18 protein-coding genes are annotated in these 18,749 nt (G+C 70.7%); 12 read left to right on the top strand and 6 right to left on the bottom strand.

The window, feature by feature from the left end; genetic code table 11:
* From ACVBD7_RS04315 to ACVBD7_RS04300, 4 genes are all read left to right on the top strand, one after another.
* A complete protein-coding gene (locus ACVBD7_RS04315; RefSeq protein WP_458096268.1) occupies positions 1-774 on the top strand; it encodes a hypothetical protein in 774 nt (257 codons plus the stop codon).
* A gap of 73 nt (positions 775-847) precedes the next feature.
* Positions 848-3,094: a protein kinase domain-containing protein gene (locus ACVBD7_RS04310; RefSeq protein WP_458096267.1), complete on the top strand. Its 2,247-nt coding sequence runs from the start codon at positions 848-850 to the stop codon at positions 3,092-3,094.
* 122 nt (positions 3,095-3,216) lie between these two features.
* Positions 3,217-3,873, top strand: coding sequence for an OmpA family protein (locus ACVBD7_RS04305; RefSeq protein WP_458096266.1), 657 nt, complete (start codon positions 3,217-3,219; stop codon positions 3,871-3,873).
* A 19-nt stretch (positions 3,874-3,892) separates the two neighbouring features.
* Positions 3,893-4,867 (top strand): hypothetical protein, encoded by a 975-nt coding sequence (locus ACVBD7_RS04300; protein WP_458096265.1) that lies wholly within the window; start codon positions 3,893-3,895, stop codon positions 4,865-4,867.
* Between the two features lie 16 nt (positions 4,868-4,883).
* On the opposite strand, the gene ACVBD7_RS04295 is transcribed toward ACVBD7_RS04300, so the two are convergent.
* The 4 genes from ACVBD7_RS04295 to ACVBD7_RS04280 all read right to left on the bottom strand — a co-directional run bounded on the left by ACVBD7_RS04295 (position 4,884) and on the right by ACVBD7_RS04280 (position 7,916).
* Entirely contained in the window at positions 4,884-5,627 is a 744-nt protein-coding gene (locus ACVBD7_RS04295; RefSeq protein WP_458096264.1) for an SDR family oxidoreductase, read from the bottom strand.
* Between the two features lie 114 nt (positions 5,628-5,741).
* Positions 5,742-6,566, bottom strand: coding sequence for a transporter substrate-binding domain-containing protein (locus tag ACVBD7_RS04290; protein ID WP_458096263.1), 825 nt, complete (start codon positions 6,564-6,566; stop codon positions 5,742-5,744).
* A gap of 28 nt (positions 6,567-6,594) precedes the next feature.
* Complete coding sequence (locus tag ACVBD7_RS04285; protein ID WP_458096262.1) at positions 6,595-7,245, bottom strand: amino acid ABC transporter permease; 651 nt, start codon at positions 7,243-7,245, stop codon at positions 6,595-6,597.
* Positions 7,245-7,916: an amino acid ABC transporter permease gene (locus ACVBD7_RS04280; protein WP_458096261.1), complete on the bottom strand. Its 672-nt coding sequence runs from the start codon at positions 7,914-7,916 to the stop codon at positions 7,245-7,247. The genes ACVBD7_RS04285 and ACVBD7_RS04280 overlap by 1 nt, the downstream gene beginning before the upstream one ends.
* A gap of 694 nt (positions 7,917-8,610) precedes the next feature.
* Here ACVBD7_RS04280 and ACVBD7_RS04275 point away from each other — a divergent pair.
* Genes ACVBD7_RS04275 through ACVBD7_RS04265 form a run of 3 tightly spaced genes read left to right on the top strand, consistent with a single transcriptional unit; the run spans position 8,611 to position 12,103 of the window.
* Positions 8,611-9,384: a phosphocholine cytidylyltransferase family protein gene (locus tag ACVBD7_RS04275; protein ID WP_458096260.1), complete on the top strand. Its 774-nt coding sequence runs from the start codon at positions 8,611-8,613 to the stop codon at positions 9,382-9,384.
* A complete protein-coding gene (locus tag ACVBD7_RS04270) occupies positions 9,381-11,138 on the top strand; it encodes a fatty acyl-AMP ligase (protein WP_458096259.1) in 1,758 nt (585 codons plus the stop codon). The genes ACVBD7_RS04275 and ACVBD7_RS04270 overlap by 4 nt, the downstream gene beginning before the upstream one ends.
* On the top strand, positions 11,135-12,103 hold the full coding sequence (locus ACVBD7_RS04265; RefSeq protein WP_458096258.1) for an NAD-dependent epimerase/dehydratase family protein: 969 nt from the start codon (positions 11,135-11,137) through the stop codon (positions 12,101-12,103). Before ACVBD7_RS04270 ends, ACVBD7_RS04265 begins: the two co-directional genes overlap by 4 nt.
* Before the next feature lie 29 nt (positions 12,104-12,132).
* On the opposite strand, the gene ACVBD7_RS04260 is transcribed toward ACVBD7_RS04265, so the two are convergent.
* Positions 12,133-12,624 (bottom strand): hypothetical protein, encoded by a 492-nt coding sequence (locus ACVBD7_RS04260; protein ID WP_458096257.1) that lies wholly within the window; start codon positions 12,622-12,624, stop codon positions 12,133-12,135.
* Between ACVBD7_RS04260 and ACVBD7_RS04255 the strand changes: the two genes are divergently transcribed.
* Complete coding sequence (locus ACVBD7_RS04255) at positions 12,616-13,551, top strand: hypothetical protein (protein WP_458096256.1); 936 nt, start codon at positions 12,616-12,618, stop codon at positions 13,549-13,551. The genes ACVBD7_RS04260 and ACVBD7_RS04255 overlap by 9 nt on opposite strands.
* Here ACVBD7_RS04255 and ACVBD7_RS04250 read toward each other — a convergent pair.
* On the bottom strand, positions 13,463-14,638 hold the full coding sequence (locus ACVBD7_RS04250) for a mitochondrial fission ELM1 family protein (protein WP_458096255.1): 1,176 nt from the start codon (positions 14,636-14,638) through the stop codon (positions 13,463-13,465). The genes ACVBD7_RS04255 and ACVBD7_RS04250 overlap by 89 nt on opposite strands.
* Positions 14,639-14,709: 71 nt before the next feature.
* Here ACVBD7_RS04250 and ACVBD7_RS04245 point away from each other — a divergent pair, with 71 nt between their 5' ends.
* The 4 genes from ACVBD7_RS04245 (at position 14,710) to spt (ending at position 18,716) form a co-directional block, all read left to right on the top strand.
* Positions 14,710-15,840 carry a glycosyltransferase family 4 protein gene (locus ACVBD7_RS04245; protein WP_458096254.1) on the top strand — a complete coding sequence of 377 codons (1,131 nt, stop codon included), beginning with the start codon at positions 14,710-14,712 and terminating at the stop codon, positions 15,838-15,840.
* On the top strand, positions 15,837-17,186 hold the full coding sequence (locus ACVBD7_RS04240) for a lipopolysaccharide biosynthesis protein (RefSeq protein WP_458096253.1): 1,350 nt from the start codon (positions 15,837-15,839) through the stop codon (positions 17,184-17,186). The genes ACVBD7_RS04245 and ACVBD7_RS04240 overlap by 4 nt, the downstream gene beginning before the upstream one ends.
* A gap of 66 nt (positions 17,187-17,252) precedes the next feature.
* Positions 17,253-17,504: an acyl carrier protein gene (locus ACVBD7_RS04235; protein WP_458096252.1), complete on the top strand. Its 252-nt coding sequence runs from the start codon at positions 17,253-17,255 to the stop codon at positions 17,502-17,504.
* Positions 17,505-17,507: 3 nt separating this feature from the next.
* A complete protein-coding gene (gene spt / locus ACVBD7_RS04230) occupies positions 17,508-18,716 on the top strand; it encodes a serine palmitoyltransferase (protein ID WP_458096251.1) in 1,209 nt (402 codons plus the stop codon).
* Positions 18,717-18,749: the final 33 nt, after the last annotated feature.

Here is an 18,749-nt window from a genome sequence, read left to right as displayed (position 1 = left end):
ATGGCGGATGGCGCCCCCCTGCTGCTGGAACACCGGCCGGCGCCGCCCTGGGTGCTGCCGAATGCGACGGTCTTTCGTTCGGAAGTCACCTGCTCCGGATTGATGGTCGCCGTCCCCTGCCATGGCGGGATGCTGACCGCCGCAACGCTGCGCGGGCTGCTGGAGACACAGCGCGCGATGCTTACGGTCGGGCTGCCCTTCGCCTGTGCGACGCTCACGAATGAGAGCCTCGTGCCACGGGCGCGGAACACCCTTGTGGCGCGGTTCCTGGCCTCCCCGGCCTCGCATCTCCTCTTCGTCGATGCGGATATCGGCTTCGGTGCGGATGCCGTGCTGCGCCTGCTCGGCCATGGACGGGAAGTGATCGGCGGGCTGTACCGCAGCAAGCGGCTCGACGCCGAGGAATGGGTAGCCGAGTTCGCCGCCGGCCCGGACGGCGCGGTGCGAAACGAGCCTGCGACGGGTGCGGTAGAGGTGGCGAGCATCGGCACCGGTTTTCTGATGATCCGGCGCGACGCGCTGACCCGCATGGCCGAAGCCCTGCCGGAGACGCGGCACATGACGCAGGAAGGCGTTGTCCACGCCCTGTTCGACACGGGAATCGAGCCCGGCGCAGAGGGTGGCCCCGGCCGCTACCTGAGCGAGGATTACCTGTTCTGCGCGCGTTGGCGGGCGCTGGGCGGTACGGTCTGGTGCGACCCAGCCATCGGGCTGGAGCATCGCGGCAGCCTCGGCCTGACGGGCGACCCCACGTCCCTCTTCACGCCGGCATGAGCGCTTCCGGCCCTGGGGAGTGGCCCTGGCCACGCCGGCCCCCTAGCATGACCGACGCATAGGGAGGGGCCCGGTGTCACAGGCCTTGCCACCCGGATTCGGCGATTGGACCGGAGACCGGAAATACGAGCTGCGCGGCACGCTTGGCACCGGTGCCATGGGCGTGGTGCTGGACGGCTTCGACACGCAGATCGAGCGCCGCGTCGCCATCAAGGTCGTGCGCAAGCCCGAGCCCGACGACGCCGAGGCGGTGGAGGCCGCCGCCCGCTTCAAGCGCGAGGCGCAGGCCGCTGGCCGGCTCTCTCATCCCGGCATCGTCGGCGTCTTCGACTACGGCGAGAATGACGACACCGCCTGGATCGTGATGGAGATGGTCCAGGGTGGCACGCTCAAGGCGCTGATGGACCGCAACGAGCGCCTGCCGCTGCGCGAGACGGTGCGGATCATGGGCCAGGTGCTGGCCGCGCTGGCCTATGCGCATGGCCGCGGCGTGATCCACCGCGACATCAAGCCCGCCAATGTCATGCTGACCGAGGAGGGCGACGCCAAGCTCGCCGATTTCGGAATCGCGCGCATCGAGAACTCGGCGATGACGCAGGTCGGCACGCTGATGGGCACGCCGAGCTACATGGCCCCCGAGCAGCTGCGCGGCGAGGCGCTGGACGCGCGCGCCGACATCTGGGCTGCAGGCGTGATGCTTTACCAGTTGCTGACGGGGGAAAAGCCGTTTGCGGGCGGCTTCTCCGCCGTGATGCACAAGGTGCTGAACACCGAGCCGGCGCCACCCTCCGCCCTTTCCTCCTCCGTGCCGGCGGCGATGGATGCGGTGGTGATGAAGGCGCTGGCCAAGCGGCCGGATGACCGCTGGCCGGATGCGCGCGCCTTCGCCGCCGCGATCGAGGCGGCGGCTCTGCCGGGTGCTGTTGCGCCGGAGGCGGAGGACGCAACGCGGGTGATCACCGCCGCGCCGCGGCCAGCGGCGGCGCCCGCGCCTGTGGCGGCCCCGGCTCCCGCACGGCGCCCGGCCTGGGTTCTTCCCGTCACGGGCCTTGGCGCACTTGCGGTGCTCGGCGCTGCGGGGTTCCTGCTCGTGCCGCGCGGGGAGGCTCCCTCCCCGCCCGTTGTGACGGCCCAGGCCCCGGCCTCGCCGCCCGCACCCTCCGCTTCGCCCCCGGTGCCCAATACGCAGCCGGTGCCGGCCCAATCAGCACCGTCCCAATCCGTGTCGCCCCCAGGCGCTCCGGCTCAAACGCCGCAGGCCGAACCCGCACCGCCTCCGGCCGTTCCGACACCGTCCAACGCGCCCCCAATCCCCTCGACGCCAGCGCAGCCGGTTACGCCGCAGCGGCCCGCACTCCAGAACGCGCCGGACCAGCCGGCCCAAACCGCACCATCGTCCTCGCCGAGCCCTGTGACGCCGTCGCCGTCGCGCGAGCCTTCGCCCATCCTGCCGCCGACGGCTGCACCCACTTCTCCTGCTCTGCCGTCAGCAATCCCCGCGCCCCAATCGCCAGCGGCGACGCCCCAGGCGCAGCCCGAGCCGGCGCCCCGGCCATCGACCCCGCCCCTGGTCCAGGACGCGCCGGCTAACCGGCCACCCGCACCCGTCCAACCGCCGGTCGCTGCGCCGACGCCGGGCCCGCAGGCCTCCCTCGTGCCCGTTCCGCGCCCTGACTGGCGCGCGATCGCTGCGGCAGCTGTCTCCGCCGCGCCTTGCGGCCTCGTCGCCCCGCGGGTTGAGGAGAACGGCCTGCGGCTGCGCGGCGTGCTGCCGCGGCCGGATGCGGACGCCCTCCGGCAGGAGCTGGCGCGGCGGAACCTTCCCCCGGGCGCAGCTCAGCTCGAGCTCGGGATCTTCGAGGGGCCTTTCTGCACCTTGGTCGCCTCGCTGCGCCCCGTTCTGGCGGCCCCCGGTGACGCGCCGGAGGTGACGCTGGATGGAAGCCGGCCGCTCCGGAAAGGGCAGATGCTGCGCTTCGGTGTCCGCATGCCGGCTTGGGCGACGCATCTCCACGTCGCCTACGCGACGGCCGACGGCTCGATCGCACGGCTGGAGCCCGATGCCCTGGGCGCCCCGGGTTCCCGGCTGCGTCTTGGCGACCCGCGGCCGGGCTTCCCGGGCTGGGAGATCGACGAGCCCTATGGCAGCGACATCCTCCTCGTCGTGGCCTCCGAGGAGCCGCTCTTCGCCCCCGGAGCGCCGGCTGTGGAAGAGCAGGCCGCCTATGCCCAAGGCTTTGCCGCCGCTGTCCAGCTCGCTCGCGCGGCCGGGAGACGGATCGCGCTCACCCCCGTGGTGGTGGACACCGCCGCCCGGTGAGGGCACCCGACCAAAACATTGCCGGAGGCGAATTGATCCGGTGTAGCCTGAACCGCCCGGTACATCCGGGCCAAGGCTGGCCACCCGTCACCGGGCGGGCGGCCGACCAAGAGGAGACGCCCATGCTGCCTTCCCACCGCTTTGTCCGGTCGATCGGCGCGCTGTCGCTCGGCGCTGCTCTCCTCATCACGGTCGGCGGCTCGCCCGCCGCCGCGCAGTCGGCCATGCAGATGATCGAGCAGCTGCGCCCGAGCGGCGGGACGCGCGGCATCCGTATGCCCGGCGCGGAATCAGCCCCGGCCGCTCCTGCTCCGTCACAGGCGCCTGCCGCGTCCTCTCAGTCGGCCCCTGCCGCGGCCCCGCGCACGCAGGCCGCTGCCCCCGCCCGCACGCCTCCGCCTCCGGCCGCGACGACGGCGCCCTCCGGCACCCCCGCGGTCTCGATCACCGTGCAGTTCCACAGCAATTCCGCGACCCTCAGCGCTGCCGCGGAGCGCGCGCTTGCGCCGCTCGGCCAGGCGCTGTCCTCGCCGGAGCTGGCGCCCTATCGGTTCCGGATCGAGGGCCATACGGACACGATGGGCCCCGACGAGGCGAACCGTACCCTGTCCCAACGCCGCGCGGAGGCGGTGCGGGATTTTCTGATGAGTCGCTACAACGTCCCCGCCGCGAAGCTTGAGGCGGTGGGTCTCGGCGAAAGCCAACTTCTCGTCCGCACCGGTGACAACCAAGCGGAGCAGCGGAACCGGCGTGTGCAGGTGCTGAACATCGGCAGCTGAGGGGACAGGGTTTGCCGCCGTGCCCGACAACGGGGATGACGACACCGTCCTCCTAACGCCGCATACGAAGCTCGCACCGGTTCAAGCCCCGGTAACCGGGCGGGTTGGCGCGAGAGGCGGGTGGTTGCTGGCCGGGGCGGCCGCAACCGTGCTCGGCCTCGGCGCGGCCTATTGTGGCATGCTGCAGGGCCCCGGCCAGGCCGTGAGCCCTGGCGTGCCGGTGGCGGCTCAGGCACCCCCCGCTGCACCGGCGGCTCCGGCCATCCCGCTGATGACGAGGGAGGCGCTGCTGGCCTGGCAGCCCGCCGAGGCGACGCTGCTGCGTCTGGCCGACCGGCCGGCGGTGTTCGTGATTGCCTTCCCGAGCCTCGCGCAGCAGGGGCGCATGATGAACCGCCTCGCCGCGTTCATCGAGAAGGCGAAGACACCGCGCGACCGGCTGCTGGACGACGCGGCCCTGGCCGCTGCCATCGCCGAGGAAGGGATGCAGCCAGAAACCTACTACTACGGCCATGACTATAGCCTTGCCGATGTCGAGCGCTTCTTCGCCCTGGCCAGGCGTTCCGGCGTTGTACTGAACGCGGAGGAGCGGTGGCTGGAGGCCCGGCTTCCCGCGATCGGCAGCGGGCCCGGCGGCGAGCCGCGCGCCATTATCACCCTGCCCGCCGAGAGCAGCGGCTTCGACGCCTCCGCCCGCCGCGCGGTGCTGGACCACGAGGCGGGGCACGGCCTGTACTTTACCGACCTCGCCTTCGCAGCCCAGGTGCTGCGCGCCTGGCGCGAGGTGTTTACCGAGGCCGATCGCGAGGCCTTCCGCCGCTTCCTGAAGGGCGAGGGCTACGACGCCTCGCAGGAGTGGCTGATGGCGAATGAGGCGATGGCCTATCTCGTCTTCACCCCCGATGCGCGCTTCTTCGACCCCGCGCGCGACTTGGGGCTGGATGCTGCCGCGACCGAACGCCTGCGCGCCGCGATGCGGCCGCCAGCGCACTGACGCGCCGCCCTGCCACCTACAGCGTCCAGCCGCCGTCGATCACCACGGCCTGGCCGGTGACGAAGCTGCTCTCGTCGGAGGCAAGATAGACGGCGAGCATCGCGATCTCCTCGGCATTACCGAGCCGGCCCATTGCCTGGCGCGAGACGAAGGCGGCCCGCGCGGCGTCCATCCCGCCCGCGGCCGCGGCATTGGCCGCGATGCGCTCGCCGAGCGAGGGCGTGTCCACCGTGCCCGGGCAGATGCAGTTCAGCCGCACGCCCTGCGCCACCACATCCACCGCCGCCGCCTTGGTCATGCCCACGATCGCCGCCTTCGTCGCGGCATAGGCGAAGCGGTTCGGTGGCGCCTTGGCATAGCCGGCGGCGCTGGCGATGTTCACCACCGCGCCGCGGCCCCGCTCCAGCATCCCGGGCAGTGCGGCGGCCATGCCCTTCCAGGTCGCGCGGCAGTTCAGCGCGAAGGCGGCCTCCCACTCGGCATCCGTGCAGGTGAGCGCGGTATTCTGGTGAACCATGCCCGCGCAATTCACCATGATGTCCAGCGGCCCGGCGGCGCGGACCGCTTCCGAGAAGGTGGCGTCATCCAGCACATCCAGCAGCCGGGTCTCGCATCCCTCAAGGGTGGCGAGCTTTTCCGCATCCCGGTCCGTCGCGACCACGAGTGCGCCCTCGCGGATGAAGGCGAGCGCGATTGCGCGGCCGATCCCCTGCCCCGCTGCCGTGATGAAGGCGCGCTTGCCCTCGAGCCGTCCGGCCATGCCGTGTATCTCCCCGATGTCCTTGCGCGGCAGGTCAGGAGCCGCGGCGATGCCGCAGCCCCTCGTCCCGGCCCCTGCTTTCCGGCCGCCCAATCAGGCGGCCGGCACCCTGTCTCAGAACTGCGGCATCGGGGGCAGCGGGTCCATGGGCGCGTTGAACCAGCGCTGGTGGATCTTCGCCAGCTCGCCATTGTCCACGATCGTCTTGATGAAGGCGTTCGACCAGTCGCGCAGCGCCTCGTCCTGGCGGCGGAAGGCCATGCCGTTGGCCTGGGCGCGCAAGGTGAACTTCGGCTCGATCTGCAGGTTGGGATAGCCAGAGGTCAGCTGCGCGAGAACGGTGTTGCTGGCGCCGATGGCCTGGGTCTGGCCGGAGATGATCGACTGGGTCGTGGTCGCGTCGTCGTCGAAGCGCATCAGGCGGATCTCCCGCGGCGCGATGGCGGAGACGGCGATGTCCTGCGTGCTCGCGCGCGCCACGCCGACGCGGATGCCCTTCAGATCATCGGGGCCCGCAATGCGAAGCGAGCGCGGTGCGAGGATGTAGGTGCTGAGCGTGCTGTAGGGGTTGGAGAACAGCACCTGCCGCGCGCGCTCCTCGGTGATCCCGAAGGTGGCGATCAGCATGTCCACCTTGTTGGTCAGCAGGAAGGGAATGCGGTTCGGGCCGGTCACCGGCACCAGCTCCAGCTGCACGCCCATCGCCTGCACGACCAGGCGGGCGACATCCACGTCGTAGCCGGCGGGATTCTGGGAGCTGTCGGTGCCGCCAAAGGGCGGGTAGTCGGTCAGCACGCCAACCATCAGCTTGCCGCGCCGCTTGATCTCGTCGGGCGTCGCGGCCAGGGCGGAGCGCAGGCCGGGCAGCACCGCGGCGGCAGCGCCCAAGGCGGCGGTGCCGGCCAGGCGGCGGCGGGTGAAGGGGTGCGAGATGGTCATGCGAGCGTCTCCCTGTTCTGCTCCCGGCCTAACGTGTGGCCAGGGCGAGTTTTTTCTCCATCCGCCGGCCGTAGAGTGAAAGCGGCCAGCAGATGACGAAATAGGCGAGCGCCACCAGGCCGAAAATCGTGAAGGGCCGGAAGGTGGCGTTGTTGACGACCTGCGCCGCCCGCGTCAGCTCGACGAAGCCGATGATCGAGGCGAGCGAGGTCGCCTTGATGAGCTGCACCAGGAAGCCGACCGTCGGCGGGATGGCGATGCGGAAAGCCTGCGGCAGGATGATGTGCCGCATCTGCCGCCAGTAGCGCAGGCCGAGCGCGGAGGACGCCTCCCACTGGCCACGCGGCACGACCTCGATGCAGCCGCGCCAGATTTCGCCGAGGAAGGCGCTGGCATGCAGGGACAGACCGAGGGCGGCGGCCCCCCATGGGTCGATGTTGATGCCGAAGATGCCGGGGACAAAGAAGGCCAGGAACAGCTGCATGAGAAGCGGCGTGCCCTGGAACAGCTTGATATAGGCGATGGCGGCCCAGCGCAGCGCCTTGAAGCGGCCCGTGCGCATCAGCGCGATCAGCATCCCGCCCACCGCGCCACCGGCGAAGGCCGCGACCGAGAGCAGCAGCGTCCATCGCACCGAGAGGAGGATGAACCAGACCTCGTTGGCCCCGAAGCTGCGCATCAGCGCGACGCCGGCCGGGCAAGGAAGGTGCGCTCGATCCAGGCGAAGAGGGCCCAGAAGATGAGCGACAGGACGAAGTACATCGCGGTGACGACGAAATAGACCTCGAAGCTGCGGAAATTACGCGCCTGGATGTCGTTGGCCGCTGCCGTCAGCTCGCTGGCCGCGATTGCCGAACAGACGGAGGAGTTGAGCATCAGCAGGATGAACTGGCTGGTCAGCGCGGGATAGATCGCCTGCAGCGCGGGCTTGAGCACGATAAGGCGGAAGATCTGCAGCGGGCGCAGGCCCAAGGCGCGCCCGGCCTCGATCTGGCCGGAGTGGATGCTCTCGATCCCTGCGCGGATGATCTCGATGCCATAGGCGCCGACATTGATGACCAGAGCGAGCAGCGCCGCCTCATCCGCCTCCAGCCGCAGCCCGATGGCGGGCAGGCCGAAGAAGACCATGAAGATCTGGATGAGGAAGGGCGTGTTGCGGATCACCTCGATATAGGCGTCGATGATCCAGCGCAGCCATCTCGGCCCACTCGTCTTGCCCAGCGCGCCGAGCACGGCGACGACGAGCCCGATGCCCATGGAGGCGGCGGAGAGCCAGAGGGTGCGGAGTGCGCCCGCGAGCAGCTCGTCCCAAGCCTCGAAGACCTGGCTGAATTCGAAGACATAGTTCATCGACCGGCCGGCACCGTGGCGGCGGCGGGGCTTCGAGGGTTGTCTCGTGCCGTCATGGCTCCGCTCTCAAAGGTCCGCTTCCTGCCGGCCGTTCGGGCCATGTGCCGAGTCCGCGCCCCGGATGGTTCGGGCGGATGGCAGGAAAAAACCTGCTCCGGATCGCCCGCCCTGGCAAGCGGCGGCCCCTCGCCACCTTCCGGAAGGGATGCCGGCCAGCGCCTCGACTTCTGTAAGGGCCGGTGCCGAGGTTTCAGGCCTGTCATACTGCAGCAACCAAGCTGTGGCTGGATCAGGGCATGGGGCAGGAGGCCGCATGTTGAACCTGCAGGGTATCGGCGCGGCCGGAACGGCGGCCGGGCCGGATCCGGCCCAGGAAGGCCAGCAGATGGGGGGGCGTCTTGCGCAGTCCGGGGACGCGCGCTAGGCGCTGCGCCCTCCCGGCCTCTTGCTGCCCGGCGGCCGGTCTGATCCCGGCCGTGGCCAGCAATCAGGCCTGGAAAAGTCCGGACGCTTCCGGGATGATTCAGGATGGAGAGCATGGCGCCCCCGATGCCTCTCCCTTCACGACTGAACCAGCATACGCCAGGCGGCCCGGCGCAGGAGAGACCCAGATCAGTGAATGCCAACCGTTCCCAGCAGTAAACCTGATCATTGAGTGTCCAAGCCGAGGCTACGGCCAGCAAGGGGAAGAGTATTGAAGGCGATTATCCTATGTGCCGGGCAGGGCCGCCGGCTGCTGCCGATGACGGAAGGCATCCCGAAATGCCTTCTCTCCGTCGGCGGCAGAAGCATTCTCGAGTGGCAGCTGCGCGGTCTTGCTTCCGCCGACATCCAGGACGTTACCCTTGTCACCGGCTTCGAGGCGGAGAAGGTTGAGTCCGCCATCCCGATCATTGCCCCACCGGGCATGCGGGTCCGGACGAGCTTCAACCCGTTCTTCTCCGTCTCCGAGAATATTGGCAGCTGCTTCTTGGTGCGCGACCTTCTCCAGGCCTCGGACACGGTCCTGCTGAACGGGGACACGCTCTTCGAGCCCTCCGTTCTGCACCGCCTGCTCGCCGCCCCGCCCTCGCCTGTCACGGTGACCATCGACCGCAAGGCGGCCTATGACACGGATGACATGAAGGTCTCGGTGGACGGCACGCGCCTGCGTGCGATCGGCAAGACCCTGCCGGCCTCGGAGACGAACGGTGAATCGATCGGCATGCTGCGCTTCCTGGACGAAGGCGGCGGCATTTTCGCGGCCGGGCTCGATGCCGCGCTGCGCCGGCCCGAGGGAATCCGCCGCTGGTACCTCTCCGTGATCCACGATCTCGCGCAGACCGGCGCGGTGCAGGTGGCTTCCATCGAGGGCCACTCCTGGGCCGAGGTCGACTACCCGGCAGACCTTGCTACGGCGGATGCGGTCGTCCGTTCCTGGGGCGCGGCCGCCCCGGCCCGAGCCGCCGAACGGGCAGGCACCGAATGAGCGCCGCACCTCTTCCCACCCTGAACTCGATCCCCAGGCGCCTGGGCAGCTTCGCCACCCTCTCCGACGCGCTCGACCATGCGGCGGAGGGCGTAACCGGCCTCGGCTTCTACAACGGCCGCGGCGAACTGGAGAAAGCCCTGCCCTACCAGCTGCTGCGCGAGGATGCCCTCGCCCTGGCGCGCCGCATCACCCATGCCGGCCTCACGCAGGGCGACCGCGTCGCCATCGTGGCGGAGACGCATCCGGACGTCGTGACAGCCTTCTTCGCCTGCCAGTATGCCGGGCTGGTGCCGGCCCTGCTGCCGACCCCGACGGCCTTCGGCGGCCGCGAAACCTATATCGAGCACATCCGCCGCCTGACCGTGGCCTCCCAGGCCTCGGCACTTTTCGTCCCGGCCGCCTTGCAGGCCTGGCTGGCGCCCTTTGCCGAAGAGGCCGGGTTGAAGGCCTTCGGCAGCGTCGCCGCACTGCCCGAGGCCCCGGATGCCGCACCCGTCACCACGCCGAAGGATGAGGACGGGATCGCCTATCTGCAATTCTCCTCGGGCAGCACGCGCTTCCCGGTCGGTGTTGCGGTCACCCAGCGGGCCTTGATGGAAAACATCCGGGGCATTCTGCAGCACGGGCTGCAGATCGGCCCCGAGGACCGCGCCGTGTCCTGGCTGCCTTTCTATCACGACATGGGCCTGGTCGGGTTCCTGCTGGCGCCGCTCGCCGGCCAGGTGACCGTGGACCTTCTCTCGCCGCAGGAATTCGCGCGTCGGCCGCATCTGTGGCTGCGCCTGCTGTCCTCGACCCGCGGCACCCTCTCCTACAGCCCGAGCTTCGGCTACGAGCTCTGCGTGCGGCGCGGCCGGCCTGATGCGGCCACGGGGCCGGTGCTGGACCTGTCCTCCTGGCGGGCCGCAGGGATCGGGGGCGACATGATCCGCCCGCATGTGCTCGCCCGCTTCGCGGAGACCTTCGCGGCGGACGGCTTCCAGGCCGAGGCCTTCGTGCCGAGCTACGGCATGGCCGAGGCCACGCTGGCGATCAGCTTCGCCCCCCTCGGCACCGGCGTCGCCGCCGATACGCTGGATCTGGACCAGCTCGAGCGCGAGGCCATTGCCGCCCCGGCCACTGCCGAGAGCACCCGTGCCCGCACCTTCGCCCTCTGCGGCCCGCCCCTGCCAGGGACGGAGGTGGAAATCCGCGACGCTGACGGCGCGTCCCTGCCGGAGCGCCGGGTCGGCCGCGTCCTGGTCCGCGGCCCCGGGCTGATGCGCGGCTATGACGGACGGCCCGAGGAGAGCGCGGAGGTCCTCTCCCCGGACGGATGGCTGGAAACGGGCGATCTCGGCTACCGGCTGGACGGCCAGTTGGTGATTACCGGGCGGGCGAAGGACCTGATCATCGTCAACGGCCGCAATGTCTGGCCGCAGGACCTGGAATGGTCGGTCGAGCAGGCCGTGCCCACCCTCCGCAGCGGCGACGCGGCTGCCTTCGCCATTGAGGAGGAGGGGACGGAGCAGGTCGTGCTGCTGGTCGAGGCCCGCGGTGCCCCGGACCTGGCCGAGCGGGAAAGGCTCGCCGCCGAATCCGCAGGAACCCTCCGCGCCCGGCACGGGGTGGAGGCGCGGGTGGTGCTGGTGCCGCCGGGGAGCCTGCCGCGCACCTCTTCCGGCAAGCTCAGCCGCACCCTGGCGCGCAGCCGCTACCGTGACGGCGCCTTCGCGCCCCCGGCCCCGGAACTGGCTTCCAACACCCGATGACGGACGCGCCGCTCGCGGCCGTCACCGGCGGGACCGGCTTCCTGGGACGCCATGTGGTTTCCGCGCTGGCACGGGATGGCTGGCGGGTCCGCATGCTGGTCCGCGGGGAAACCGCGCCGCCGGCTGAGGCACCCTCGGCTGAGACCATGCGAGGCGATTTGGCGGATCCGGCGGCGTTACGGCGGCTCGTGGCAGGCGCGGGGGCGGTGGTGCATCTGGCCGGCCTGACCAAGGCCCGGCGGCGGGCCGAATTCCTCTCGACGAACCGCGACGGCAGTGCCCGACTGGCTGCGGCAGTCGCCGAGGCTGCGCCCGAGGCGCGCCTCATCCTGGTCTCCTCGCTTTCCGCACGGGAGCCGCAGCTTTCCGCCTATGCCGAGAGCAAGCGGGCCGGCGAGACGGCGGCACAGGCGGCGCTGGGCGGCACGGGGCGCTGGGTGGTGCTGCGTCCGGCCGTGATCTACGGGCCAGGAGACCGGGAGGGCCTCGCCCTGTGCCGGACCGTCTCAGGGCCGATCGTTCCTGTCCCGCGGGCGCCGGAACCGAGGATTGGCTTCGTCCATGCTGCGGACGTGGCCTCGGCCGTCCTCGCGCTGTGTCGCGCCGGGCCGCTTGGGACGGCCTTCGAGGTCACGGACGAGCGCCATGATGGCTATGGCTGGCGCGAGATCCTGCATTTGGTCGGTGGGCTGCTTAAGCGGGAACCGCGGCTGGTAACCGTGCCGGATGGTGTCATCCGGGCAGCCGGCGCCGCCGCCGACAGCTGGGCCGCCGTCACCGGCCACCCAGCCCTGCTCGGCCGCGGAAAGGCGCGCGAGATCCTGCACCGGAACTGGGCATCAAGCCCCGAGCGACAGCTTCCCCGCCCCATCTGGGCACCCCGTATCCCCATTCTGGCGGGGATGCAGGAGACGGTGGCCTGGTGGTCGAGCCTCGGGCTGACGGGCGCGGTGCCGCGTGGATGAGCTCCAGCCCGGTGCAGCAGGGCCGGCGCCTAGTTCCGCAGCTCCTCGCGGAACTCGGCCTCGTAGCGGTAGCGGCAGGAGGGGCGGCCGTCCCGCACGACGACCGGCGAGGCATCCTCGACCGTCACTCGCCTGCCAGCGATCTGGCCGGCCGCAAGGCTCTCGAGGGTTGCTCCCCGCAGCGCCACCTGGCCGCCCGGCGACAGCGTTCCCGATAGGAGCGCCGGCGTGACGGCCGACCGCCGGTGGCGCGAGGAACGCATCTCGACCAGCCCGTCCTCCACCCGGAACCAGACGCTATGGGTCCGGTCCCGGCAGTTCACGCCGGGGGTGACCGGCACGCCATGCCCCTGGTACCAGCCATTATACCGCGCGAGTTCCCCGACCGGCGCCGCGGGCATGGCGGCGGCCCGGGCGGGTGCCTCGCCCGGCTGGGCGCAGCCGGCGCCGAGCGACATGATGAACAGGGCGAGCGCGGCCGACCGCCACGCGCCACGGATCCGGAACCACCGATGAGCCACGCCGCCACCTCCTCCGACCAACCTGTCGTCTTCATCCATACCAACGCCAAGCAGCGGCTGGGCGCCCTTGTGTCTGCCCATTCCTTCCGCCGCAACGCTCGCGAGCCCGGAACCTTCAATGTCCGGCTGATCGAGGCCGAGGGCAGCGGGCCCCTGCGGGCAGCGGAGGGGCGAAGCTTCATCCGAGATGGGCACAGCCGCGCCTGGCATATGGACGACCTGCAATCCTTCACTCCCCTCCGCTTCGCCGTGCCCGATGCGATGGGCCATCGGGGCGTCGCCCTGGTGGTGGACCCAGATGTTTTCGCGGTTGGCGATGTTGGCGAGCTGTTCGCGCGGGACCGCGCGGGCAAGGCCATCTGGTGCCGCGCTCGCCCCGGCCATAACGGAGCGGCCGACTATCTTGCGAGCAGCGTTATGCTGCTGGATTGCGCGCTGCTGCCCCACTGGCGTTTCGAGCCAATGCTGGAGGACCTCTTCGCCGGGCGCCTGGACTATGTGGAACTGATCGAGCTGCGGCGGGAGAACAGGGAGAAGATCGGGCTGCTGGACCCGGTTTGGAACAGCTTCGACACGCTGACGCCCGAGACCCGGCTGCTGCACACCACCAAGCGCCGCACCCAGCCCTGGAAGACTGGACTGCCCGTGGATTTCACCCTGCGCGAGCGCGGCTTCGGCCCGATACCGGCATCTGTGGTCCGGCCCTTCCTGCGGTTCTGGACATCCCATGCGCGCTACCGCCCGCATCCCGATCCCCGGCAGGAGGCGCTGTTCTTCGGCCTTCTGGCGGAGTGCCTGGACGAGGGGTCCGTAACTCGCGCGGAGGTGGAGGAGGGAATCAGGGAGCGGCATGTGCGGGCCGATTCCCTGGCGCTGGTGGATCGCTACCGGGGGCAGCTTCCGCCCCGGCCGGCAGCAGCCGCCTGATCCGCGCCGCCGCCAGTGCGGCCGGGTCGGGGGCGCGTCCCCTGACCGGTGCGTCTAGCCCACCCAAGAGACCCTGATGCTCCAGCGCCTGCCAAAGGAACCAGAGGTCGCGCGGCCAGCCCGCCAGGCCATGCCGGACCAGCGCGCCCCAACCCCGGCCGGCGGCGCGCAGGAATGGCGAGGCTGGGCCATCGCCCCGATCCGCGAGGCGCAGCGTGCGCATGGCGCACAGCCAGGCGCCCCCCGGCCCTGCCACCTGAATCGGAACCAGCGTGAGGGGTTTGCCTGCGGCGACAGCGTCCGACATCATCGCCGCGCTGTCCGCCGTCACTGCAATCTCGTCCGCGAGGGCAAGCAGGCCGGAATAGGCGTTCTCCGCGCCGGCGCCGCCGAGGAAGGAAGCAGGCACGGGGGAGTTGGCGAGCACATCCCGGACGGCAAGTTCCACCACCTCGGGCGTGCGGCGGCTGCCAATGGCCAGCACGCTGCCGCCCCTGGCCCCGGCGCGGGCGATCAGGGCACGGCAGGCCGCCTCGGCCTCGGCCGGGTCGATCCGATAGGGCCACGAATTGCCGCCGAGAATGAGGGCCAGGCGCGGGGGCGGGAAATCCCGAAGCTTCTCCCGCCATTCCGCCGCAGCTTCCGCGAGGCGCGCCGGGGTTTGACGGCTGGGCGAGATGGGGGTTTCCAGCACCGTTGGCCCGGACGGGACGCCGTATTGCGGCGTGGTGAGCACGAGGTCGAAGCGCGCGGGGTCGCAGCGAGGACGGCCGATTTGCACGATGCGGGTGCGACCGCCGGATTGCGCGCGAATCCAGCGCGCCACCGGAACACTGCGCTGCCCGACGCCGATGACCACATCCGGCCAGGGCGGGGCCAGCAGCGCACGCGAGGCGGGCTTCAGGCTGGACAGCCCGATATCGCCGAGCCGGTTGGTGAGCAGGCGGAGAGCGTTGAAGTGCAGACGCAGGGGTTCCAGGCTTCCGCCGAGCGCCTCGCCCAGGGCCAGCACCTGGTTGTTGTCGCCGGTGCGGTGGCCGAGCAGCCCCCAGATGCGGAGCGGGCTGGGAGTGTTCCCAACATTCAACCTTGGGTCCAACCGGTTCTGGCCTCGTCGCGGATACACAGGATGAGAGCGGCCCGGGGCCGGGGCAAGGTATGCGCCTGAGCTATGTAGCCGGCACCGCCCTGCCCTCCCGCGTCGCCAGCGCGGTGAACGTAATGAAGATGTGCCGCGCCTTCGCCGCCGCAGGGCATGAGGTGACGCTGTATGCGCGTGGCCGGCAGGAGAATGCGGCCGAGATCTTCGCGGCCTATGGGATCGAGCCCTGCTTCGAGTTGGTACTGCGCGCACCGCCAGGCCTGCCGCTCGCCAAGAACCTGCTCTACCCCGTGCTCGTGGCGCGGGAGATGGCAGCCCGACCGCCCGCGGACCTGCTCTACGGGCGACATGCCTATGCGCTCGCCCTTGCTGCCCGGCGGAGCGCGGCGCCCTTCGCCTATGAGGCGCATACCCTACCCTCACGACGCGCCCGGCGGCTCGCGGAGTCCTGGCTGTTCCGCCACCCGCGCTTCGCCCTGCTGGTCGCCATCTCCCGCAGCCTCGCGGAGGACTACGCGATTTCCATGCCGGCCCTGGCGGGACGGCCGCTCATGGTGGCCCATGATGGCGCGGACCCGATCGCCGATCCTGGCCCGCCGCCCCAAACCTGGCCCGGCCGCCCCGACACGCCGCAGCTCGGCTATGTCGGGCATCTCTATCCCGGCAAGGGTATGGAGATGGTGGCGGATCTCGCCGCCGCGCTGCCGGAATGCGACCTGCATGCGGTGGGCGGCACGGAAGCGGACCTGGCCCTCTGGCGCTGCCGGTGCGGAGGGCAGGCCAACCTGCACCTGCACGGGCATGTGCCGCATGCGCGGGTGCCGGCCCTGCTGGCGCGATTCGACCTGCTGCTCGCGCCGCCCGCGCCGAGCGTCGCCTCGGCGGCGGGGCGGGAGATTGGGCGCTGGATGTCTCCGCTGAAGCTGTTCGAGTACATGGCGGCGGGGAAGCCCATCCTGGCCTCGGATATCCCGGCGCTGCGCGAGGTGCTGCGCGACGGCGAGACCGCGCTTCTCCTGCCTCCCGGTGACGCCAGGGCCTGGGCGACCGCAGCGCGAGGCCTACTGGCCGATCCAAAGGCGGCAGCAGCCCTCGGCGCCCGCGCACAGGCGGAGTTCCTGGCCACCTACACCTGGCAGGCCCGCGCGGATGCCATCCTGGCGCGGCTAGAGGAGACCACCGCGTGACGGCCTCGTCGGGACCGGCGGAGACCGATGCGCTGTTCCGCCGGATCATCCGGAATGCGGGGATGGTGCTGGGCGGCAAGCTGGCGACGGCGCTGCTCAACCTCGGCGCCTTTGGCATCGCCATGCACACGCTCGGGGCGGCGCAGATGGGCGTGCTGGTGCTGGTGCACGGCTTCGCGCAGACCGCCGCCTCCTTCGCCAAGTTCCAGTCCTGGCAGGCGGTGCTGCGCTTCGGGGCGGGCAGCCTCGGGCCGGAGCGACGGGCGGAGTTCCAGGCCCTGCTGCGCTTCACCGCCGGGCTGGACCTTGCCTCCTCCATCCTGGGAAGCGCGCTCTGCGCCGCGGCGGCGCTGCTGTTTGGCTCGGCCTTCGGCTGGCCCGCGGAGATCGTGCCGCTGGCGGCCTTCTATGCCACCAGCGTGGCCTTCATGGTGACGGCGACGCCAACCGGGCTGCTGCGCCTCTTCGACCGCTTCGACCTTCTGGCCCGGCGCGATGCCATGGGGGCGGGCTTCCGTCTGGCCGGGGCGGCGCTGGCAGCGGCACTTGGCACCGGCCTGCCTGGATTCCTCGGCGCCTGGTATGTCGCGACCGCGCTGGGGGGCGTGGTGCTGATAGCCGCTGCCTGGCGGGAGACAGCGCGCCGCGGGTTGCTGCGGCCGGATCCGGCGGGCCGGCGCATCGGGGCAACGCAGGCGCACCCGGGCATCTGGGGCTTTGCCTGGTCCACCAACCTGATGACCACCCTGTCGCTGGGCTCCAGCCATGTCGCGACGCTCTGCGTGGGCTGGGTGCTTGGCCCGGCCGCGGCAGCATTGTTCTCCCTGGCTCGGCAGATCGGGGAGGCGGCGCTGAAGCCGAGCCGCTTCCTGACCCCTGCCCTCTATCCCGAGTTGGCCCGGCTGGCAGCGTCGGGGGACCGGCTGACCCTGCGGCGGCTGCTCCGCCGGGGGCTTCGGCTTTCGGCTGCCCTGGGGGCCGGGCTGCTGCTGGTGCTGGCAGCGTTGGGGGAATGGCTGCTGCGCCTGGTGGGCGGGCCGGAGGGGCCGGATGCCTACCCGCTGATGCTGCTGCTGGCTGCCGCATCCTCGATCAGCTTTGCCGGCTTCGCCCTGGAACCGTTGCTGGTCTCGGTGGAGCGCCACGGCCTGGCCCTGCGCCTTCGCGCCCTGACTACAGCGGCTTACGTGCCCTTGGCCCTACTCGGTTTGTGGGTGTTCGGGCCTGTAGGGGCAGGCCTCGCCTCCATAGCGCAGGCCTTGTTCCTGCTCCTGGGACAGTCTGTGCCTGCTTGGCAATGGTTGCACCTCCCCGGAGTCCCCGACACAGAACGGAACTTGCATTAAACTTACAGGAAGCATTTAACCGAACGTGCCCGGGGGGGCATGGGCATGTAAACAGGGGACGCGGATATGCTGGATGAGCAGGCCGCCCTGCGGGAAATCACCGCAGCGCTTGAGGAGTCGGGGAAGCTGACAGGTCCGGTGACCATGGACACCAGCATCCTTCAGGACCTGAGCTTTGATTCCGTCGGTGCTATTGACTTCATCATGCTGCTCGAGACGCGGCTCGACACCATCATCCCGATGGACCGGATGGCGGAGATCGAGACCATTGGCGACCTTGTCCGCGTGCTGACGCGCACCACCGCCGCGGCCGCCTGACGCATGCTCGCCAAGTTCCGTACCCTTCGCGCCGAGCACGCGGCCGTGTCCGCGGCCGGGCGTGATCCCTTCGGCGTGGCCTTCGATGCCGTGCTGTCAGCCACCGAGGCCATGCTGGGCGGGCGGCGCATCCTGCTGCTCGGCACCAACAACTATCTCGGCCTGACCTTCGACGCCGATTGCATCGATGCCGCAGTCGCCGCGACCCAGTCCCAGGGCACCGGCACCACCGGCTCGCGCATCGCCAACGGCACCTATGGCGACCACGCTGCGCTGGAGCGCCGCCTGGCGCGCTTCCTCGGGCGCCGCTCGGCCATGGTGTTCACCACGGGCTACCAGGCCAATCTCGGCGCGCTCTCGGCGCTGGCCGGGCGCGGCGAGCACCTGCTGCTCGATGCGGACAGCCATGCCAGCATCTATGACGGCGCAAAGCTGGCCGGCGCGCAGGTGACGCGCTTCCGCCACAACGATCCGGACGACCTGCGGCGCCGCCTGCGCCTGTTGTCGGACCAGCCCGGCGAGAAGCTGGTTGTCGTCGAGGGCATCTACAGCATGCTCGGCGACACCGCGCCGCTGCGCGAGATGGTGGAAGTGAAGCGCGAGGCCGGCGCCTGGCTGCTGCTCGACGAGGCGCATTCGCTGGGCGTGCTCGGCGAGAACGGGCGCGGCCTGGCCGAGGCAGAGGGCGTCGAGCAGGAGATCGACTTCGTCGTCGGCACCTTCAGCAAGAGCCTGGGCGCCATCGGCGGTTTCTGCGCCTCGGATCTCGACGGCTTCGATGCGCTGCGCCTCTCGGCGCGGGCTTATATGTTCACGGCATCCCTGCCGCCCTCAATCGTGGCTTCCGTGATCCAGGCCATCGACGTGATGGAGGCGAACCCACAGCTGCGCGACCGGCTGCGGCGCAACGGCCAGCAGTTGCATGCAGGGCTGGCCGCGGCGGGCTTCGCGCTCGGTGCCATGCCGAGCCCGATCGTGTCCCTGCCGATGCCGGATCGCGAGATGGCCGTCATGTTCTGGAATGAACTGCTGTCCCAGGGCGTGTACACCAACCTCGCGCTCGGGCCGGCGACGCCGGGTGGCAAGCCGCTGCTGCGCATGAGCGTCAGCGCCGCGCTGACGCCGGTGCAGATCGACACCGCGGTCGGCGCCATTGCGCGCGTGGGTCAGGCCCTCGGGCTGGTGGGCGTCGCGCTGGCGGCGGCGGAATAGGCGCGCCGCTGCCCTAGCGACGGTCCCTGTCGC

This window comes from Roseomonas sp. WA12 (assembly GCF_054165765.1).
The sequence above is the reverse complement of the archived record's forward strand: the minus strand, read 5'-3'. Positions and strand labels throughout refer to the sequence as shown.

Coding starts and splice junctions, on each gene's coding strand:
- ACVBD7_RS04315 (WP_458096268.1), top strand. CDS start 1: ATGGCGGATGGCGCCCCCCTGCTGCTGGAACACCGGCCGGCGCCGCCC.
- ACVBD7_RS04305 (WP_458096266.1), top strand. CDS start 3,217: ATGCTGCCTTCCCACCGCTTTGTCCGGTCGATCGGCGCGCTGTCGCTC.
- ACVBD7_RS04295 (WP_458096264.1), bottom strand. CDS start 5,627: ATGGCCGGACGGCTCGAGGGCAAGCGCGCCTTCATCACGGCAGCGGGG.
- ACVBD7_RS04290 (WP_458096263.1), bottom strand. CDS start 6,566: ATGACCATCTCGCACCCCTTCACCCGCCGCCGCCTGGCCGGCACCGCC.
- ACVBD7_RS04285 (WP_458096262.1), bottom strand. CDS start 7,245: ATGCGCAGCTTCGGGGCCAACGAGGTCTGGTTCATCCTCCTCTCGGTG.
- ACVBD7_RS04280 (WP_458096261.1), bottom strand. CDS start 7,916: ATGAACTATGTCTTCGAATTCAGCCAGGTCTTCGAGGCTTGGGACGAG.
- ACVBD7_RS04270 (WP_458096259.1), top strand. CDS start 9,381: ATGAGCGCCGCACCTCTTCCCACCCTGAACTCGATCCCCAGGCGCCTG.
- ACVBD7_RS04265 (WP_458096258.1), top strand. CDS start 11,135: ATGACGGACGCGCCGCTCGCGGCCGTCACCGGCGGGACCGGCTTCCTG.
- ACVBD7_RS04255 (WP_458096256.1), top strand. CDS start 12,616: ATGAGCCACGCCGCCACCTCCTCCGACCAACCTGTCGTCTTCATCCAT.
- ACVBD7_RS04245 (WP_458096254.1), top strand. CDS start 14,710: ATGCGCCTGAGCTATGTAGCCGGCACCGCCCTGCCCTCCCGCGTCGCC.
- ACVBD7_RS04235 (WP_458096252.1), top strand. CDS start 17,253: ATGCTGGATGAGCAGGCCGCCCTGCGGGAAATCACCGCAGCGCTTGAG.
- spt (WP_458096251.1), top strand. CDS start 17,508: ATGCTCGCCAAGTTCCGTACCCTTCGCGCCGAGCACGCGGCCGTGTCC.